14 protein-coding genes and 2 rRNA genes are annotated in these 20,198 nt (G+C 39.4%); 6 read left to right on the top strand and 10 right to left on the bottom strand.

The annotated features are described in order from the left end of the window. The first annotated feature begins 202 nt into the window (after positions 1 to 202). A 23S ribosomal RNA gene (locus FGL66_RS07165) occupies positions 203 to 3,127 on the top strand. Positions 3,128 to 3,200: 73 nt separating this feature from the next. Continuing rightward, a 5S ribosomal RNA gene (gene rrf / locus FGL66_RS07160) occupies positions 3,201 to 3,315 on the top strand. 304 nt (positions 3,316 to 3,619) lie between these two features. Here rrf and ilvA read toward each other — a convergent pair. From ilvA to ilvD, 9 genes are all read right to left on the bottom strand, one after another. Continuing rightward, positions 3,620 to 4,888: a threonine ammonia-lyase IlvA gene (ilvA, locus tag FGL66_RS07155; RefSeq protein ID WP_180809161.1), complete on the bottom strand. Its 1,269-nt coding sequence runs from the start codon at positions 4,886 to 4,888 to the stop codon at positions 3,620 to 3,622. A gap of 12 nt (positions 4,889 to 4,900) precedes the next feature. Beyond that, a complete protein-coding gene (leuD, locus tag FGL66_RS07150) occupies positions 4,901 to 5,476 on the bottom strand; it encodes a 3-isopropylmalate dehydratase small subunit (RefSeq protein ID WP_180809160.1) in 576 nt (191 codons plus the stop codon). Beyond that, positions 5,476 to 6,849, bottom strand: coding sequence for a 3-isopropylmalate dehydratase large subunit (gene leuC, locus FGL66_RS07145; RefSeq protein WP_180809159.1), 1,374 nt, complete (start codon positions 6,847 to 6,849; stop codon positions 5,476 to 5,478). Before leuC ends, leuD begins: the two co-directional genes overlap by 1 nt. Positions 6,850 to 6,852: 3 nt before the next feature. Continuing rightward, entirely contained in the window at positions 6,853 to 7,902 is a 1,050-nt protein-coding gene (gene leuB, locus FGL66_RS07140; protein WP_180809158.1) for a 3-isopropylmalate dehydrogenase, read from the bottom strand. Further along, positions 7,899 to 9,434, bottom strand: coding sequence for a 2-isopropylmalate synthase (locus FGL66_RS07135; protein ID WP_180809157.1), 1,536 nt, complete (start codon positions 9,432 to 9,434; stop codon positions 7,899 to 7,901). Before FGL66_RS07135 ends, leuB begins: the two co-directional genes overlap by 4 nt. A 161-nt stretch (positions 9,435 to 9,595) precedes the next feature. Next, positions 9,596 to 10,600 carry a ketol-acid reductoisomerase gene (gene ilvC / locus FGL66_RS07130; protein WP_180809156.1) on the bottom strand — a complete coding sequence of 335 codons (1,005 nt, stop codon included), beginning with the start codon at positions 10,598 to 10,600 and terminating at the stop codon, positions 9,596 to 9,598. A gap of 36 nt (positions 10,601 to 10,636) precedes the next feature. After that, positions 10,637 to 11,110, bottom strand: coding sequence for an acetolactate synthase small subunit (gene ilvN, locus FGL66_RS07125; protein WP_180809155.1), 474 nt, complete (start codon positions 11,108 to 11,110; stop codon positions 10,637 to 10,639). Further along, the gene (gene ilvB / locus FGL66_RS07120) at positions 11,107 to 12,849 is read right to left on the bottom strand and encodes a biosynthetic-type acetolactate synthase large subunit (protein ID WP_180809154.1); all 1,743 of its coding nucleotides are present in this window, start codon (positions 12,847 to 12,849) and stop codon (positions 11,107 to 11,109) included. Before ilvB ends, ilvN begins: the two co-directional genes overlap by 4 nt. Positions 12,850 to 12,866: 17 nt before the next feature. Then, positions 12,867 to 14,555, bottom strand: a complete 1,689-nt coding sequence (gene ilvD, locus FGL66_RS07115; RefSeq protein WP_180809153.1) for a dihydroxy-acid dehydratase — start codon at positions 14,553 to 14,555, stop codon at positions 12,867 to 12,869. Between the two features lie 558 nt (positions 14,556 to 15,113). On the opposite strand from ilvD, the gene tsaE reads away from it, so the two are divergent. The 4 genes from tsaE to tsaD are packed head-to-tail and all read left to right on the top strand — an operon-like array spanning position 15,114 to position 17,667. After that, entirely contained in the window at positions 15,114 to 15,563 is a 450-nt protein-coding gene (tsaE, locus tag FGL66_RS07110; RefSeq protein WP_180809152.1) for a tRNA (adenosine(37)-N6)-threonylcarbamoyltransferase complex ATPase subunit type 1 TsaE, read from the top strand. Further along, positions 15,556 to 16,212, top strand: a complete 657-nt coding sequence (gene tsaB / locus FGL66_RS07105; RefSeq protein ID WP_180809151.1) for a tRNA (adenosine(37)-N6)-threonylcarbamoyltransferase complex dimerization subunit type 1 TsaB — start codon at positions 15,556 to 15,558, stop codon at positions 16,210 to 16,212. The genes tsaE and tsaB overlap by 8 nt, the downstream gene beginning before the upstream one ends. Then, positions 16,191 to 16,661, top strand: coding sequence for a ribosomal protein S18-alanine N-acetyltransferase (gene rimI / locus FGL66_RS07100; protein WP_258007263.1), 471 nt, complete (start codon positions 16,191 to 16,193; stop codon positions 16,659 to 16,661). The genes tsaB and rimI overlap by 22 nt, the downstream gene beginning before the upstream one ends. Beyond that, positions 16,654 to 17,667 carry a tRNA (adenosine(37)-N6)-threonylcarbamoyltransferase complex transferase subunit TsaD gene (gene tsaD / locus FGL66_RS07095; protein ID WP_180809150.1) on the top strand — a complete coding sequence of 338 codons (1,014 nt, stop codon included), beginning with the start codon at positions 16,654 to 16,656 and terminating at the stop codon, positions 17,665 to 17,667. The genes rimI and tsaD overlap by 8 nt, the downstream gene beginning before the upstream one ends. A gap of 550 nt (positions 17,668 to 18,217) precedes the next feature. Here tsaD and FGL66_RS07090 read toward each other — a convergent pair. Beyond that, entirely contained in the window at positions 18,218 to 20,173 is a 1,956-nt protein-coding gene (locus tag FGL66_RS07090; RefSeq protein ID WP_180809149.1) for an ABC-F family ATP-binding cassette domain-containing protein, read from the bottom strand. Positions 20,174 to 20,198: the final 25 nt, after the last annotated feature.

Here is a 20,198-nt window from a genome sequence, read left to right as displayed (position 1 = left end):
TGTATTCAGTTTTGAATGCTCATATTTGAGGATTCAATATTGTACATTGAAAACTAGATAAGTAAGTATAAATGATTTTACCAAGCAAAACCGAGTGAATAGCGAAAGCTTGAAACTAAATGATCGCTAGTCGTCAATAGACGACTCACATAATTAATAACTGGTGATTGACAAGTCGTTAGACTTGGCAATATCACAATAAGATTAAGTTATTAAGGGCGCACGGTGAATACCTTGGCACTAGAAGCCGATGAAGGACGTTACTAACGACGATATGCTTTGGGGAGCTGTAAGTAAGCTTTGATCCAGAGATTTCCGAATGGGGGAACCCAGCACGAGTTATGTCGTGTTATCCACATGTGAATACATAGCATGTGAGAAGGTAGACCCGGAGAACTGAAACATCTTAGTACCCGGAGGAAGAGAAAGAAAAATCGATTCCCTGAGTAGCGGCGAGCGAAACGGGAAAAGCCCAAACCAACAAGCTTGCTTGTTGGGGTTGTAGGACACTCTATACGGAGTTACAAATGGCTATGTTAGACGAATAACCTGGAAAGGTTAATCAAAGAAGGTAATAATCCTGTAGTCGAAAACATAGACACTCTTGAGTGGATCCTGAGTACGACGGAGCACGTGAAATTCCGTCGGAATCTGGGAGGACCATCTCCTAAGGCTAAATACTCTCTAGTGACCGATAGTGAACCAGTACCGTGAGGGAAAGGTGAAAAGTACCCCGGAAGGGGAGTGAAAGAGAACTTGAAACCGTGTGCTTACAAGTAGTCAGAGCCCGTTAATGGGTGATGGCGTGCCTTTTGTAGAATGAACCGGCGAGTTACGATCTGATGCAAGGTTAAGCAGAAAATGTGGAGCCGCAGCGAAAGCGAGTCTGAATAGGGCGAATGAGTATTTGGTCGTAGACCCGAAACCAGGTGATCTACCCTTGGTCAGGTTGAAGTTCAGGTAACACTGAATGGAGGACCGAACCGACTTACGTTGAAAAGTGAGCGGATGAACTGAGGGTAGCGGAGAAATTCCAATCGAACTTGGAGATAGCTGGTTCTCTCCGAAATAGCTTTAGGGCTAGCCTCAAGTGATGATTATTGGAGGTAGAGCACTGTTTGGACGAGGGGCCCCTCTCGGGTTACCGAATTCAGACAAACTCCGAATGCCAAATAATTTAACTTGGGAGTCAGAATGTGGGTGATAAGGTCCATATTCGAAAGGGAAACAGCCCAGACCACCAGCTAAGGTCCCAAAATATATGTTAAGTGGAAAAGGATGTGGCGTTGCCCAGACAACTAGGATGTTGGCTTAGAAGCAGCCATCATTTAAAGAGTGCGTAATAGCTCACTAGTCGAGTGACACTGCGCCGAAAATGTACCGGGGCTAAACATATTACCGAAGCTGTGGATTGTCCTTTGGACAATGGTAGGAGAGCGTTCTAAGGGCGTTGAAGCATGATCGCAAGGACATGTGGAGCGCTTAGAAGTGAGAATGCCGGTGTGAGTAGCGAAAGACGGGTGAGAATCCCGTCCACCGATTGACTAAGGTTTCCAGAGGAAGGCTCGTCCGCTCTGGGTTAGTCGGGTCCTAAGCTGAGGCCGACAGGCGTAGGCGATGGATAACAGGTTGATATTCCTGTACCACCTAATTTCGTTTTAAGCGATGGGGGGACGCAGTAGGATAGGCGAAGCGTGCTGTTGGAGTGCACGTCCAAGCAGTGAGGTTGAGTGTTAGGCAAATCCGGCACTCATAAAGACTGAGCTGTGATGGGGAGAGAAAACACGTTTTCTCGAGTCGTTGATTTCACACTGCCGAGAAAAGCCTCTAGCTAGAAAGTAGGTGCCCGTACCGCAAACCGACACAGGTAGTCAAGATGAGAATTCTAAGGTGAGCGAGCGAACTCTCGTTAAGGAACTCGGCAAAATGACCCCGTAACTTCGGGAGAAGGGGTGCTCTTTAGGGTTCACGCTCTGAAGAGCCGCAGTGAATAGGCCCAAGCGACTGTTTATCAAAAACACAGGTCTCTGCTAAACCGTAAGGTGACGTATAGGGGCTGACGCCTGCCCGGTGCTGGAAGGTTAAGAGGAGTGGTTAGCTTCTGCGAAGCTACGAATCGAAGCCCCAGTAAACGGCGGCCGTAACTATAACGGTCCTAAGGTAGCGAAATTCCTTGTCGGGTAAGTTCCGACCCGCACGAAAGGCGTAACGATTTGGGCACTGTCTCAACGAGAGACTCGGTGAAATCATAGTACCGGTGAAGATGCCGGTTACCCGCGACAGGACGGAAAGACCCCGTGGAGCTTTACTGTAGCCTGATATTGAAATTCGGTACAGTTTGTACAGGATAGGTAGGAGCCTTAGAAGCGTGAGCGCTAGCTTACGTGGAGGCATTGGTGGGATACTACCCTAATTGTATTGGATTTCTAACCCGCAGCACTTATCGTGCTGGGAGACAGTGTCAGGCGGGCAGTTTGACTGGGGCGGTCGCCTCCTAAAGTGTAACGGAGGCGCTCAAAGGTTCCCTCAGAATGGTTGGAAATCATTCATAGAGTGTAAAGGCATAAGGGAGCTTGACTGCGAGACCTACAAGTCGAGCAGGGTCGAAAGACGGACTTAGTGATCCGGTGGTTCCGCATGGAAGGGCCATCGCTCAACGGATAAAAGCTACCCCGGGGATAACAGGCTTATCTCCCCCAAGAGTTCACATCGACGGGGAGGTTTGGCACCTCGATGTCGGCTCATCGCATCCTGGGGCTGTAGTCGGTCCCAAGGGTTGGGCTGTTCGCCCATTAAAGCGGTACGCGAGCTGGGTTCAGAACGTCGTGAGACAGTTCGGTCCCTATCCGTCGTGGGCGTAGGAAATTTGAGAGGCGCTGTCCTTAGTACGAGAGGACCGGGATGGACATACCTCTGGTGTACCAGTTGTCGCGCCAGCGGCATAGCTGGGTAGCTATGTATGGACGGGATAAGTGCTGAAAGCATCTAAGCATGAAGCCCCCCTCGAGATGAGATTTCCCAACTTCGGTTATAAGATCCCTCAAAGATGATGAGGTCAATAGGTTCGAGGTGGAAGCGTAGTGATACGTGGAGCTGACGAATACTAATCGATCGAAGACTTAATCAATTTTTATTCTTTCGGTTTCTCTTGTGAAACTTTTATACTTACAATCTAGTTTTGAATGTATAACATTCTTTTATCTGGTGCCTATGGCAAAGAGGTCACACCTGTTCCCATGCCGAACACAGTAGTTAAGCTCTTTAGCGCCGATGGTAGTCGGACTTACGTTCCGCAAGAGTAGGACGGTGCCAGGTTTTATTTTGAGGGAGGTCATTGTGACCTCTCTTTTTTTGATTCTTCACCTTTCGTGGTGGGATGGCATATGCTGTCTCACTTTTTTTAGTATACAAAAAGCGCATTGTCTCTATACTTTCAAGTGCCTTAAGCCCAAATTAAAGGTATCAATAATTAAATAAAACGTATGTTGTATTGGCGATCAAAATATTGATAACTTCAAAGCACGAATAATATCGTAATAGCTAGTACAAGTTATAGAAAAAGGTTAAAGTAAATAACCGGACGACTTTCAGATTAAAAATTAAAAGTCGTCCGGTTATTTTAAATTAACAAGGAATATAACATTTTATTTTTGTTGATATAAATATTTTTAGGATCAAAGGCATCGACATTGGCAAGAAGTTGTTTAAGATCTTGATGATTTTGGAGCTGAATCCCAATAATGACTGTTCCTGTATTTTGCGACGCTTTTTTCAAGTATTCAAATTTAGTAATATCATCATAAGGACCCAGTACATCATTAACAAATTGTCGCAATGCTCCTGGACGTTGTGGAAAATTTAAGATAAAGTAATGTTTCATCTCTTCAAAGAGTAGAGAACGCTCTTCAATTTCTTTCATACGATTAATATCGTTATTGCCACCACTAATGATACAAACTACATTTTTCCCTTGAATTTCGTCTTTATACTGTTCTAAGGCACTAACACTTAATGCGCCTGCAGGTTCTGCAACAATGGCTTGTTTTGAGTACATATCTAAGATAGTTGAACAAACAGCACCTTCATCTACTTGTACATAATGGTGGAGGTGTTTTCGACATATATTAAATGTAATATCACCCACTCTGGCAACAGATGCACCGTCGACAAATTTATCGATATTCGGCAATGTAACGACTTGCTGTTGTTGAACAGCAGCGTACATACTACTAGCACCTAATGGTTCGACACCTATCAATTTTGTATGCGGTGAATACTCTGCAAAATAAGTGGCGACACCTGACATTAAACCGCCACCGCCAATAGCACCAAATAGATAGTCGAAAGAAAGTTGCGCTTGCTCAGCTGATTGTAAAATTTCTTTTGCTAGCGTACCTTGACCTGCAATTGTATGTACATTATTAAATGGATCAATGAATGTCATATGATGCTTATCTGTATATTGAAGTGCTTCTTGTAGGCAATCATCAAATGTATCGCCTACAAGTTTGATTTCAACATTAGTATCACCAAAAAATTGAACCTGATTGATTTTTTGACTTGGTGTGGTGACTGGCATAAAAATAACGGCTTTTAAATTTAATTTTCGAGCAGTAAAAGCAACACCTTGTGCATGGTTACCCGCACTTGCACATGTAATTCCTTTAGATTGTTGCTCTGGAGGTAAAACAGAGATTGCATGATAAGCACCACGGAGTTTAAAAGAGCGCACCCACTGCAAATCTTCTCGTTTTAAGTAGACGTTACAATTGTATTTTAATGATAAATAGTGATCCTTTTCTAATGGTGTTTGTTTAACGGTTTGTTGAATTCGTAAAAAGGCTTCATCTACATCTTTTGCATGAACAGTTTGTGTTTGAACAGTCATCTTGTTCACTCCTTATTTGTTGTTTTGTTTTTCGTATGCTGTAATCTTTGATTCGTATTGCAAGGTTAATGCAATGTCGTCTAAGCCATTTATGAGTTTATGCTTCCATGTCTCATCAATATGAAATGGAAAAGTATGTGTTGATGTTTGAATTTGTTGCTCAGGTAAATGAATTGTAATTTCTGTTTGTGTTGCCAAATGTTCACGTATTTTTCGATCTAGTTGGATAGGAAGTAAAGCATTTTTTGTACAATTCATATAAAAAATATCACTAAAGCTTCCAGCTATAATCACTTGGAAGCCATAATCTTTAAGAGCCCATGCAGCGTGTTCACGACTTGAACCACAACCAAAGTTTTCACCTGTTACTAAAATGGAAGCACCTTGAGCAGAAGGATGGTTTAGAGGAAAGTCTGGATTATCTGTACCATCTTCTAAGTAACGCCATTCGTCGAATAAAAACGGACCAAACCCCAGTTTTGAAATACGTTTGAGGTGCACTTTGGGAATGATTTGGTCTGTATCAATATTGTCATGAAATAATGAAACGACTTTACCTGTGAAATGTGTAATCGGTTTAATCTCCATTATGTATTTACCACCTTTCTTACATCGACAAAATGTCCATGTATTGCTGCTGCCGCCGCCATTGCAGGAGAGACAAGATGTGTTCTGGCCCCTTTCCCTTGTCGACCTTCAAAGTTGCGATTGCTCGTTGAAGCACAATGAACACCTGCTGGCACTTGATCTGGATTCATACCGAGACACATACTACAACCGGGTTCACGCCATTCAAAACCCGCTTCTTTAAAAATTTGATCTAGACCGAGTTTTTCTGCTTGTTTTTTGACTTGTCGAGATCCTGGTACTACGATTGCAGTAATATTAGGATGAACATGTCGTCCTTTGACAAATTGACTCGCTTCAATCAAGTCGGAGATGCGCGCATTGGTACATGAACCGATAAAAACATAGCCTAATGGAATATCAGACGCAGTTTGTCCAGGCTGTAATCCCATATAGTCATAAGCACGGGCATCATTTGTATTATGGATACTTGGAAATGGACTACTGTAATTCACACCCATCTCTGGACTTGTTCCCCATGTAACTTGAGGTTCTAAATGTGTTACATCTAATGTAATAACTTTGTCAAACTGAGCATCAGTGTCACTATATAGTGCTTGCCATGCCATTTTTTTATTAGCAATATGATGGGCATAGCGTCGACCTTCGAGATATTGATATGTTGTGTCATCAGGTTGTATCAAACCATACTTTGCTCCAGCCTCAATCGCCATATTACATATTGTCATACGTCCTTCCATAGAAAGGGATTGTATCGTATCACCTGCAAACTCAATAGCATAACCTGTTCCAAAGTCAACGCCGTACTGATTGATAAGGTGTAAAATAATATCTTTAGCGTAGACACCATAAGGGAGCTTTCCAGAAACAACAACTTTTAAATTTTTAGGTTTTGTTTGCCAAAGTGTTTGTGTTGCAAAAACATGTTCCACTTCACTTGTCCCAATACCAAAAGCGATTGCACCAAAAGCACCATGAGTGGCAGTATGTGAGTCACCACAAACAACAGTTTTACCGGGTTGCGTTAATCCCATTTCAGGACCCACCATATGTACAATACCTTGTTCATCCGAACCCATATCAAACAGTGTGACATCAAATGCCTTGCAGTTTTGTTGTAGTGCTTCGATCTGTTTATTTGCAATATCATCTCGAATATTAAATATATCAATAGTCGGTACGTTGTGATCCAATGTTCCGAATGTTAAGTCAGGTCTTCGCAGCTTTCTATTTTGGAGTCGTAAACCTTCAAAGGCTTGAGGTGAAGTGACTTCATGAATAAGATGTAAATCAATATATAATAATTGAGGTTCGCCAGGTTGACCTGTAATTGTATGTTGGTTCCAAATTTTATCAAATAGTGTTTGTCCCATGATTTATACCTCCTTAATACGAGCTGCAATAGTATCAAAAATGGTAGATGTTGTTGCATGTCCACCTAGGTCAGCTGTTGTTATATGTTCAGCAATAAGTGTATCAATCGTTTGTTCAAGCCAAGTCGCCATATCGTTACGTTTTGCAGAATTGCGTAAGCACATCGCAAGTGAAAGTAACATGCCAAATGGATTAGCACAATTTTGACCAGCGATATCAGGTGCGGAGCCATGAATAGGTTCATAGAGTGCGGGTCCTGAATCTCCAAAACTTGAGGAAGGGGATAAACCTAAAGAACCCGGTAGCATAGACGCTTCGTCACTTAAAATATCACCAAATAAATTTTCGGTAATGATGACATCAAAGTCAGTTGGACGTTTAAGTAAGTGCATACTACATGCATCAACAAGCAAGTGTTCGACCTTAACATCTGGATAATGTTGTGCAATCTTATTCACTGTATGACGCCAAAGTTTACTAGAAGCTAATACATTTTCTTTATCTACGGATGTGAGCTTGTGACGGCGCTGTTGTGCAAGTTGAAAACCAACGTGCGCAAGGCGTTCAATTTCTTCGACTGTATACGTCAATGAGTCTAGAGCTTTCATGTCATCCCAATGACGTGGCGCTCCAAAATAAATACCTCCTGTTAGTTCGCGGACAATAATAAAATCTGTTTGTGCAACAATTTCTGGTTTAAGTGGTGATAAATTAACGGTATAAGGGCTGACACGTGTCGGTCGAATATTAGCGAATAGTTTGAGTGCTTGACGTAACTGGAGTAAACCTTGTTCGGGACGGTTTTGTGGGTCTTGCCACTGAGGACCGCCAATAGCTGCGAGTAATATTGCATCGGCATTTTGACAGGCTGTTAATGTTTCATTAGGAAGGGGTGTCCCATAGGTATCAATGGCACATCCTCCCATCATATGAATATCTATATCGTAAGAGAAGTCGAACTTTTCAGATAATAATTCGAGTATATAGAGTGTTCCTGTCATAATTTCTGGACCGATGCCATCACCGGGAAGTGCAACAATACGAAAGGTCATGATAATGCACCTTCTTCATTTTGTTGTTGTGATACGAATTGAGAAGCTGCTTCAACATAGGCTTTACATGAAGCGTATAAAATATCATGATCAAATCCAACACCCGTAACGCGTTGGTGATCTAGTTGTAATGAAACATGGACTTCTGCTTGAGCATCTCGTCCTTCTGTAACAGCATCAATACGATAGTCGATTAATTCAGGTTGACAATCCAGAATACGATCAATAGCGTTGTAGATGGCTAAAATAGAACCAGTGCCAATACTACTATCTTGGTAAATATGACCCTCTTTATCTTCAAGTACGACAACAGCACTTTGAAGTCCGTTGGAAACAAATTGTAATTGCAATGAAACAAGATGATAGGTGGATTGTTTTTCGTGTGTAGTACCTTGAATCAATGCATGAATATCTTTATCTGTGATATGTTTTTTCTTATCAGCAATATCTTTGAAAGCTTTAAACAATACTTTTTGCTCGTCGGCTTCTATTGAATAACCAAGTTGTGTAAGTTTCTCTTGGAATGCATGTTTTCCAGATAGTTTACCAAGAGGGAGTTCTGTGCTATGTATGCCGACGAGTTGAGGGGTCATAATTTCGTATGTTTCAGGATTTTTTAAGAAACCATCTTGATGAATACCTGATTCGTGACTGAAAGCATTTTTGCCAACAATCGCTTTATTACGAGGGACACGAATACCTGCATAACGTGCGACTAAATCTGATGTATATTTAGTTCTATTAAGTTTAATGTTAGTTTGTATTTGATAATGATCTTGACGGACATATAGACCAAGTGCGACTTCTTCCAATGCAGTGTTACCAGCACGTTCTCCGATACCATTGACCGTACCTTCAATACGTGTTGCACCATTTTCAATAGCTGCCATGCTATTAGCAACAGCAAGACCCAGATCATCATGACAATGCGCACTATATGTGATTGGCTCTGTTGATTGCACTTTATCGAGGAGTGTTTTGAAAATTTTGCCATATTCACTTGGATAAGTATAACCTACTGTATCAGGAATATTAATAACAGTTGCTCCAGCATTTACAGCAGTTTGAACACTTTGAACGAGAAAAGGTAAAGGCGTACGTGTCGCATCTTCTGGTGAAAATTGTACAACATCAAAACGTGCTTTGGCATAACGTACATGTTTATCTATGGCATCTAATACCTGTTCTTCTGTCATATTAAGTTTTGAAGATAAATGGATAGGACTTGTAGCAATAAAAACATGAATAGAAGGTGAAACAGCATCTTTTGTTGCTTCATATACTGCATCAATATCAGATGTTAAGCACCGTGCAAGTCCTGTTACTGTTGAATGTTTTAAATGTTGTGAAATGGCTTGAACAGAGGCAAAACTTCCTTCACTAGATGCCGGAAATCCAGCTTCTATCACATCCACACCCCATTCCTCCAAAGTCATAGCAATTTTTAAGCGTTCGTCAAAAGAAAAGCTGACCCCCGGTGTTTGTTCACCATCTCGTAGTGTAGTATCAAAAATTTGAATATGGCTAGACATTGTTAACAACCCCTTTAAATAAAATATTAATTGAAGATATTAAATGACAGAGACATCAATGTGACTAGGGCTGAAAATTTGAAATAAATATACTTTCAACCCAGTCGTTTCATACTGATCTTCTCAGTGAATTGATGTACGTTATTACTGTTGATGTCTTACTATTTTTGAATGCTTTTAGATTTAATAAATGGCATCATTTCACGTAGCTGTTTACCAACTTCTGTAATTTGATGACCTTCTTGTGCTGCACGCATATCTTTAAAATCTTTAAACCCATTTTGATTGTCTTTGATGAAGCGATCGCTAAATTGACCATTTTGAATATCTGATAACACAGCTCTCATATTGTTTTTGGTTTCATCAGTAATCACACGAGGACCAGATACATAGTCACCAAATTCTGCTGTATTTGAGATGGAGTAGCGCATATTTTCTAAGCCACCTTCATACATTAAGTCAACGATTAACTTCATTTCATGTAAAACTTCAAAATAAGCAATTTCTGGTTGGTAGCCAGCTTCTGTTAAAACTTCAAACCCACTTTGAATGAGGCGTGTGACCCCACCACATAATACAGCTTGTTCACCAAATAAATCTGTTTCTGTTTCTTCTTTATAAGAGGTTTCAAGTACACCAGCACGTGTAGCTCCGATACCTTTTGCATAGCTTAATGCGAGATCTCTCGCTTCACCAGTTGCGTCTTGTTCAACGGCGAAGAGTGCAGGAACGGCAGATCCTTCTACAAATGTACGTCTTACAAGATGCCCTGGTCCTTTAGGTGCTACTAAGAATACATCGACATCACTAGGAGGTTGAATAACGTTAAAGTGAATATTAAAACCATGTGCAAAGGCTAGGGCATTACCAGCTTCTAAGTTTGGTGCGATATCGTTGCGATAAACGTCACCTTGAATTTCGTCAGGTAAAAGCACCATTACAACGTCAGCTTGTTTAACTGCTTCGTTAACGGGATAAACCTCAAAGCCATCTTCTTTAGCTTGGTCAAATGAACGACCGGGACGAATACCGACGATAACATCATAACCGTTATCTTTTAAGTTTTGTGCGTGTGCGTGTCCTTGTGAACCGTATCCTACAATTGCTACTTTTTTTCCTTGTAATGCGTCATGTTCTACTGAATTGTCATAATATACTTTTGTCATAATTAAAAGCCTCCATTTAATTGAATAATTATTTTGTTAGGAAATGCTGGCTGAACCTGTACGAGATACTTGTTCAATACCAAATGATGATAGGTTGTCAATCAGTGTATCTAAGGTGTCTTGGGGACCACATGCTTGTAAATAATAATATGCATTGTCTTCCTTTAATAGAGACACTAGCGCATCATAAGGTTGTAAAGCTTGGTTTAATGATTCGAGGGTGTCAGTTTTTTTTACTTTAATGAGTAATAAAGCCCTGTTAAAAATATTTGTATCTGTTACATCTTCGACAGTGAGTGTATTCACTTGTTTTTTTAATTGTTGAATAATGGTATTAACAGATTGGTTATCAGAGACTTCAGCTACAAATGTAATATCGGAAATACCGGGTTCTAATGTTTGTGTCACCGTTAAATTAATGATATTAAATTGACGTCTAACAAATGTACTTGTTAGCCTGTTTAATGTTCCAGCTTTGTCGAATACCGTTAGCTTAAAAGTACGTTTCATTGTAAGCCCTCCATTTCGTGATTTGCTTTACCACTTGGTACCATTGGTAGTACAGCTTCAACAGGGGAGATACGAATATCAATCAATGCAGGACCATCGTAGTTGAATGCTGCTGTAAGTTGTGTTTCTAAATCATTTGCATGGTCTATTAAAAAGCCTTTAACCCCGTATGATTCAGCCATTTTTAGAAAATCAGGCTGTCCATTAAAAACAGAATGTGAGAAACGTTGATCAAAAAACTTATCTTGCCATTGTTTAACCATGCCCAGTGTACCGTTATTAATTAGGACAATTTTAACGTCGAGTTTATATTCATTGAGCAGTGCCATTTCTTGATTGGTCATTTGGAAACCACCGTCACCGACAAAAGCAACTACTGTGGCATCTGGTTGCGCAAACTTTGCACCAATTGCAGCAGGAATACCAAATCCCATCGTACCGAGTCCACCACTTGTAATCAGTTGACCATGTGTTTTAAATGGATAGAATTGTGCGACCCACATTTGATGTTGACCTACATCTGTTGCAACAAGCGCATCACCATGAGTTAAATGTCCAATGTATTCAATAGCCTGTTGTGGCTTACTGTACAGTGGATTGTCAGTAGGCTGGTAGCTGAGTGGATGTTGGGTACGATATTGTTCTACTTCATTTAACCAAGGTTCATGATGAGTAGAATGTGTTTCGAGTAATAAGAGCTGTTCTAGCACTTCCTTTACATCTGCAACAATGCCTAGATCAGTGTTAATGACTTTATTGATTTCAGAAGGATCAATATCGATATGAACAATTGTTGCATGAGGTGCAAATGCGTCTGGTTTACTCGCGAGACGATCATCGAACCTTGAACCGAAGTTAATTAATAAATCACACTCTGTTAATGCCATATTACTTGCATATGAACCATGCATGCCTCCCATACCGAGAAAAAGTGGATGGTCATGAGGAACGGCACCTAGCCCATGTAATGTTGTAACGACAGGTATTTGATAGCGCTCTATCCATGTTACGAGTTCACTGTTGGCACGAGCAAAATTGATACCAGCACCTGCAAGAACAAGCGGTTTTTTTGCGTTTGCTAAATAATGGTGTAGTGTTTTTATTTCATCAACATGTGGCGTAGTGTTGACTTGATAGCCGGGTGTGTAAACAGTCGTGTCATGTACTGCGTCTGTTGATAAAACACCCATATCTTTTGGGAAGTCAATAACCACAGGTCCTTTACGACCAGAATTCGCAACATGAAATGCTTCTTTTACTACTTTTGGGATATCTTTGACGTTACGAATCTGATAATTATGCTTTGTAATCGGTGTTGTCATTGATAAAATATCGGCTTCTTGGAAGGCGTCTTTACCAATACCTGCTGAAGCAACTTGTCCTGTAATAATAACAAGAGGGAGAGAATCGCTATATGCATCAGCAATACCGGTGATAGCGTTTGTTGCTCCGGGACCACTTGTTACGATAACGACACCTGTTTTACCACTTACACGGGCATAACCTTCAGCGGCATGTGTTGCCCCCTGTTCGTGTCTGTATAAAATATGCTTTGGACCGTTATCATCATAGAGTGTGTCATAGAGGGGAAGGACAGCACCGCCGGGATATCCAAAAATATAGTCAACTTGCGCTTCGATTAATGCATCGAGCAATAATTGTGATCCAGATTTTAAAGTTTGTTCTGTATAAGTTGTATCATGACTTGCTGTATCCAATACTTTTTCTTGTTTTACCATAATAGCTACCTCCAATGTTATAGTAATGCATCGGGTACTTTCATAACGCCACCCGTATTTGCGCTTGTAACAAGTGCTGTGTAGCGTGCTAAGTAACCTGTTTTAACTTTTGCCTTGAAAGGTCTTTGATTGGCTTTACGTGCATGGAGTGTTTCATCATCTACATGTAGTTCTAATGTACGATTGGTGAGATCAATGGTAATATCATCTCCGTTTTCAATTAAGCCGATTGGACCTCCTGAAGCTGCTTCAGGAGAAATATGTCCAACTGCGATGCCGCGTGTTGCCCCTGAGAAGCGGCCATCTGTAATAAGTGCTACGTCTTTACCTAAGCCACGTCCAACGATTGAAGAAGTGGGAGCTAACATTTCTGGCATTCCAGGACCGCCTTTAGGTCCTTCATAGCGGATAACCACGACATGTCCTGCTTTGACAGTATGATCGTCAATAGCTGCAACCGCTTCATCATGACTATCAAAACAAATGGCTTTACCTTTAAAAGTCTTAATCGAAGGATCGACACCTCCTACTTTGATCACTGCCCCGTTAGGCGCGATATTGCCATATAAGATTGAAAGTCCGCCTTCTTTGTCATAAGGGTGATCGAGTTTACGAATGACTTGATCATTTATGATTTCTTTACCTTCATTGTTTTCACGTAAAGACTGTCCCGTTACAGTAATACGATCAGGGTGTAAGACGCCTTCTTTTTTCATCAATTCATTAATAATGGCAGGGACACCACCTGCTAAATGCACATCTTCCATGGAATAAGAGGAACTCGGTGCAATTTTAGATAAGTAAGGTGTTTTCTTAGCGATATCGTTAATACGTGATAAGTCATAATCGATTCCTGCTTCTTGTGCAATAGCTAATGTATGTAAAACGGTATTTGTTGAACCACCCATTGCCATATCGAGTGCAAAGGCATCATCAATGGCTTCTTTCGTAACTATATCTCGTGGTTTAATATCATGTTTAACATTGTAAACGAGTTGTTTTGCAGCTTGTTTAATCATTTCACGTCGTTGTTCACTAATAGCTAGAGCTGTTCCATTATAAGGTAGAGCTAGGCCCAGTACTTCCATGAGGCAGTTCATAGAGTTAGCTGTAAACATACCTGAGCAGGAACCACAAGTTGGACAGGCATTTTGTTCCATTTCTAAAAAGGTCTCTTTTGTCATTTTACCTTCTTTAAATGCACCAACCGCTTCAAACATAGAGGAGAGGGTAAGTGCTTTACCTTGAGAAGATAATCCTGCTTTCATCGGACCACCTGAACAAAAGATAGCAGGTACATTAGTGCGCATTGCTGCGAGCATCATACCGGGCGTGATTTTATCACAGTTTGGGATATAGAAGACACCGTCAAACCAATGTGCATTAATGACAGTTTCAGCTGCGTCTGCAATAATCTCACGGCTTGGGAGTGAGTAACGCATACCGATATGTCCCATTGCGATACCGTCATCGACGCCAATAGTATTGAACTCAAAGGGTACGCCTCCTGCTTCGCGAATAGCTTCTTTCGCGATATCACCGAGTTCGCGTAGGTGGACATGTCCTGGAACGATATCGATATATGAATTGCAAATCGCGATAAAAGGTTTATTCATATCCGTGGGCGATTTAATTTGTCCTGTTGCGTGTAATAAACTTCTTGCGGGTGCTTGGTGATCTCCTTTTTTGATCATGTCACTTCTCATGTTAAATGCCTCCTTGAATGTTTGCAGAAAATAAAAAAGATACGCCCCAAATGAATTGGGACGTATCTTTGTAAGTCCCATTCAACTAGAAATAGGACTTAAGCGGTTTAGTAAAAGTTGCCTACTAAAGCTCCAGTCCTGTGCGTAATAATAAAATGACAATATTAAATTGTTGGTGAGGTTGTGAATGTTTAGCCATCATCATTAATACGCTCCTTTGTAAATATGTTGAATGGAATATAAAAAATCTCTCAATTTTTGAAATGAAAGAATTGTCTAAAAAATTGATAAACTAAATCTAACGCATTTGATTCCAGAAGTCAATAATAAATTATAAATTTTCTGAAAATAATTTAAGTCGTTTAACTATAATAGAGGCGTAATAGAAATATGGGATTAGATATAGAAAACATAAGAAGATAAAAGTAATATAAGTACTTTGAGAATGAAGCTAATTACTAAGAATGATGTTAAAATGTTGTTGTCATTTTCTTGAACGAGTAAAGTCTATTAAAATTTGATACAATAGATAAGAAATTTGAGTCAGGAGTACAAAATATGAAAAAAATTAACAACTTAGCAGAGATGGAAGATTTTGCTCAACATTTGGCAAAATATCTTCAAGCGCAAGATGTTTTATTATTGGATGGAGACCTTGGGGCAGGAAAGACAACGTTTAGTCAATTTTTAGGTCGTGCATTAGGGGTTAAGCGTACAATTAATTCACCGACATTTAATATTATTAAGTCTTATAGAGGTCGTACTTTAAAATTTCATCATATGGACTGCTATCGTTTAGAAGACTCGGAAGAAGACTTAGGCTTTGATGAATATTTCAATGATCAGGCAGTGACTGTCATTGAATGGAGTCAATTCATTTCGGAATTTTTACCACAATCATTTCTTAAAATAACAATAGAAAGTGTAAATGAATCGGAGCGAATATTGCAGATTGAAGCGCAAGGTGAACATTATCAAGCGATTAAGGAGGCTCTTGAGCATGTATAGTTTGCTAATTGACAGTGCAAATCAACCGTTATCTGTCGCCCTTATGAAAGAAGAACAGGTTATTGTAAGTTACAGTTCGATGATTAAACAAAATCATTCTGTTCAACTCATGCCACATATTCAAAAATTATTGGAAACAGCAAGTATAACCCCTCAAGATTTAACTGATATTGTTGTTGCGCAAGGCCCGGGGTCTTATACGGGGCTACGCATCGGTGTAACCGTTGCAAAAACATTGGCTTATACGTTAAAGACGCATCTCTACGGTGTATCATCGCTGAAAGCACTAGCTGCGACTATAACACATTGTGAAAATATACTTGTTCCAATTATTAATGCACGACGAGGTTATGTATATGCGGGTGTTTATAGATGGAACAACGGTATATTAGAACAAATTATAGAAGATCAGTATATTTTATTAGAAACGTTAATATCACATATAGCTATGTATAAAAAAGTTTTATTTATTGGGCAAGATGTACAGCATTTTAAAGAAACACTTCAAGAATTTGATGTTGACCCAGTGCTACCACGTGCTGAAGTAATGTGGCAGCATCGAGGAGAACCTCAAAATGTACATCGTTTTGTCCCACAATATTTGAAGTTATCGGAGGCAGAGCAAAATTGGTTGAAGCAGCAAAATTGAGCAAACAACTCAATATTCGTCGCATGACTAAAGAGGATGTACCTGCTGTCTTTGATTTAGAACGCATCAGCTTTCAACATAGTTCATGGACAATTGATGCGTTTTATCATGAATTAGAACAAAATAATTTTGCACATTATTTCGTTTTGACTTATGAGGAACAGGTGATTGGTTATATTGGTTTATGGATTGTTGTAGATCAAGCACAAGTGACAACAGTTGCCATTGATCCACGATACCGAGGTTATGGCCTAGGACAATTATTACTAAATTACGCTAAAAATTTTGCGTCAACAGTCGCAACGATGATGAGTTTAGAAGTACGTGTAGAAAATAAAGTCGCACAACACGTTTATCAAAAACTCGGATTTGATTACGGAGGTAAACGTAAAAATTATTACGGTGATGGAGAGGATGCATGTGTAATGTGGGTGAGTTTAAATGACTAAAAAAACATTGATACTAGCTGTGGAGACAAGCTGTGATGAAACGAGTGTGAGTGTGATTGAAAATGGTCAGACGATATTGAGTAATAGCGTTTTAAGTCAGATTGAAAGTCATAAGCGCTTTGGCGGTGTTGTGCCAGAAGTTGCCAGTCGTCATCACGTAGAAAATATAACATTAATGTTTGAGGATGCGTTGTCAACTGCACAAGTGACGATGGAGGATATCGATGCAGTAGCTGTAACACAAGGCCCAGGATTAATTGGTGCCTTACTGGTGGGTGTAAATGCAGCAAAAGCATTAGCATATGCACATGATAAACCGTTAATTCCAGTACATCATATTGCAGGTCATATTTACGCCAATCAACTACAATCAGGAATGACATTTCCGCTTGTTGCCTTAATTGTTTCTGGTGGACATACCGAGTTAGTTTATATGCGAGGACATATGGATTTTGAAGTGATCGGTGAAACACGCGATGATGCAGTTGGTGAGGCTTACGATAAAGTAGCACGTACAATTGGATTGCCTTATCCAGGAGGTCCACAAATTGATCAATTGGCAGCAAAAGGTGAAGATACATATCACTTCCCACGTGTTTGGCTAGAATCGGATAGTTTTGATTTCAGCTTTAGTGGCTTAAAAAGTGCCGTGATTAATAAATTGCATAATTTAAAACAAAAAGGAGAAAGTCCAATTCCTGAAAATGTAGCGGCAAGTTTTCAAGAGAGTGTTGTTGAAGTATTAGTAGGAAAAGCCATGCGAGCATGTCAAGAATATGAAGTTGATCAACTGATTGTAGCTGGTGGTGTAGCAAGTAATAAGGGATTAAGAGCTGAACTTGATAAGGCAGTACAAGCGCATCATATTACATTATCAATACCAGCACCACAGCTATGTACCGATAATGCTGCAATGATTGGTGCAGCAGCATATTATATTTATCAAAAAGGAATTACTGCTGATTTATCATTGAATGGAAATAGTAGTATGATGTTAGAATCATAAGCAAACACTGTAATAATTGAATATTTAAAATGATACCAATGGGCTGGAATGTAGGAAAGCTATCCTTAATAAGTGCGTTAACATCTATAAATGGTAGCAGGTGACAGAAGAAAAAAGTATGTTGTCATCTATTTTTACTTCTAATCATCCATCCTGAAGTCGTGCTATAAGAATCTTTTTATTAGTCCTCATTTGTGTATTAAAAGCGAGCAGAATGAAAAAGCAGAAGAGACAATTAAACGTGTCTAAACTGATTTTCATTCTGCTTTTTTAGGAGATGTGTGCTGAATAAATAAGTATTTACAATATAGTAGTAGTCAAGAGAGAACGTATGTACTTATGCACAAGTTGTTAACAAAACGGGGATAACTTTTGGATAAAGATCAGCGTTAATGTGGATAAAAGAAGGGGAAATCAAAAGTATTCCTGTGGATAAGTGGGATAACTTTGTGGATAGTTGTAAATAAGCCATTTTTGATGTGTATAATTTTGTCAGTAGATTTACTATATAAAAAAAGGAGGGTGTAATATATCACCGCTCCTTTTGAAGTTATTCGTCTAATGTATGAACCGAATTTTGTAATTCTTCCCATTTTATCATTGTTTGCTCTAACTGCTGTTCGACTGCTGTTCGTTCTTCTGCAAGTGCTTGAATTTGTGCATAGTCATCGATTATTTTGGGATCGGTCATTGCAGTATCAATTTCGTCAATGCGTGTTTCATATGTGTCAATAAGTGCTTCATATTCTTCGATTTGACGCATCATTTTTCGCTTTTCACGACGCAGTGTTTTTAAATCTTCATATGTCGTTTCTTGTGGTGATATATGATTTTGAGCTTTGCTATCAGAGCTGTTCGTATGTTGTGTATCAGCATGCGTCTGAAGCGCCTGTTGTTGTTCAAGTTTTTCCAAATAATATTGGTAATCTCCAAGATAAATACGTCCACCGTCTTGGTCCAAATCAAATATTTTATTTGCCAATTCATTAATAAAGTAGCGATCGTGTGATACAAAAATCAAAGTGCCGGCAAAATTGTGGAGTGCTTGTTCTAACATTTCTTTAGAATCAATATCGAGATGGTTTGTCGGTTCATCTAAAATTAATACATTATTGCGTTCAAGCATAAGCAATGCAAGTTGAAGACGCGCTTTTTCACCGCCTGATAAGTCATTAATGATTTTTTGAACGTCATCTTGTGTGAATAAAAAACGACCTAACACTGCACGAATATCTTTCTCTGGTATATGGCGATACTGATCCCATACATAGTTTAAGATTGTTTTATTAGAACGAAATTCAGCTTGTTTTTGATCATAATAACCTATTTTTAAGTTAGCGCCGTGTGTGATATGTCCGCTAAGTGCTGGCAAATGTTCTGCCAAAGTTTTAATAAAAGTGGATTTGCCAATGCCATTCGGCCCAATAATAGCGATATGATCTCTCTTTGTAATCTCCATATTGATAGGAGCGGTAATTGGAGTATCATAACCTATTTCAAGCTGGTGGATTTGCATAACATCATGGCCGGTATTTCGGTCAAAATCAAAACGAATATCTGCACTTCTCGCATCTAGCATCGGTTTTTCAATACGTGTCATTTTTTCTAAAACTTTGCGCCGACTTTTTGCCATACCACTTGTTGAAGCACGTGTGATATTTTTTTCAACAAAAGTTTCCAATCTTTTAATTTCATCTTGCTGACGTTCGTACTCTGCCATACGTTTTTGATAATATTGATCACGCAATGTAATAAACCGACCATAATTACCGATATAATGTTTAACTTCACCTAGAGAGACATCATATATTTGTGTGACGATTTTATCTAAGAAGTAACGGTCGTGGGAAATAATAACAATGGCACCGTTGAAAAATTTAAGATAATCCTCTAGCCATGCTGTTGTCTCCATGTCAAGGTGATTTGTCGGCTCATCAAGTAATAATAAATCGGGTTCTCGTAATAGCATCTGAGCAAGTGATAAGCGTGTTTTCTGACCACCACTAAAGTCATCTATGGGACGTTCGTAGTCATCTTCAGTGAAATTTAAGCCATTAAGGACGGTTTTAATTTTTCGTTCGTAGTCATACCCCCCTTGTTTTTCAAAGTCATTGGATAAACTTTCGTAACGCTTAATATGTTCTTGATATGTCGTTGTTTCATAAAGATCAGCATGTTGAGCAAGCCAGTCTGTTTCTTGTTTCATTTTGTCTCCAAGTATTTGGAGGTGTTCAAATGGCTGTATCATTTCTTCAAATACGGTATTGTTTGTATTCAAAGTCATCTGCTGTGTTAAGTAACCCATCTTTAAATTTTTAACTTTAGCAATATGTCCATCTTCATAACTCTCGACACCTGCAATGATTTTCATAAGTGTTGATTTGCCAGCGCCATTACGACCAACAATGCCGATACGTTCTCCTGTTTTTATTTCGACGTTGACCCCTTGAAAAATAGTTTCGCCGTCAAAAGATTTTGAGATTTGATTTAACTGCATTAATATCATGGATCATACTCCTCTCATTATTTTA

Origin of the sequence: Staphylococcus sp. 17KM0847, from assembly GCF_013463155.1 — a bacterium.
Lineage (GTDB): Bacteria > Bacillota > Bacilli > Staphylococcales > Staphylococcaceae > Staphylococcus.
Note: the sequence above shows the minus strand (reverse complement) of the source record. Positions and strands in the feature narration are given on the sequence as shown.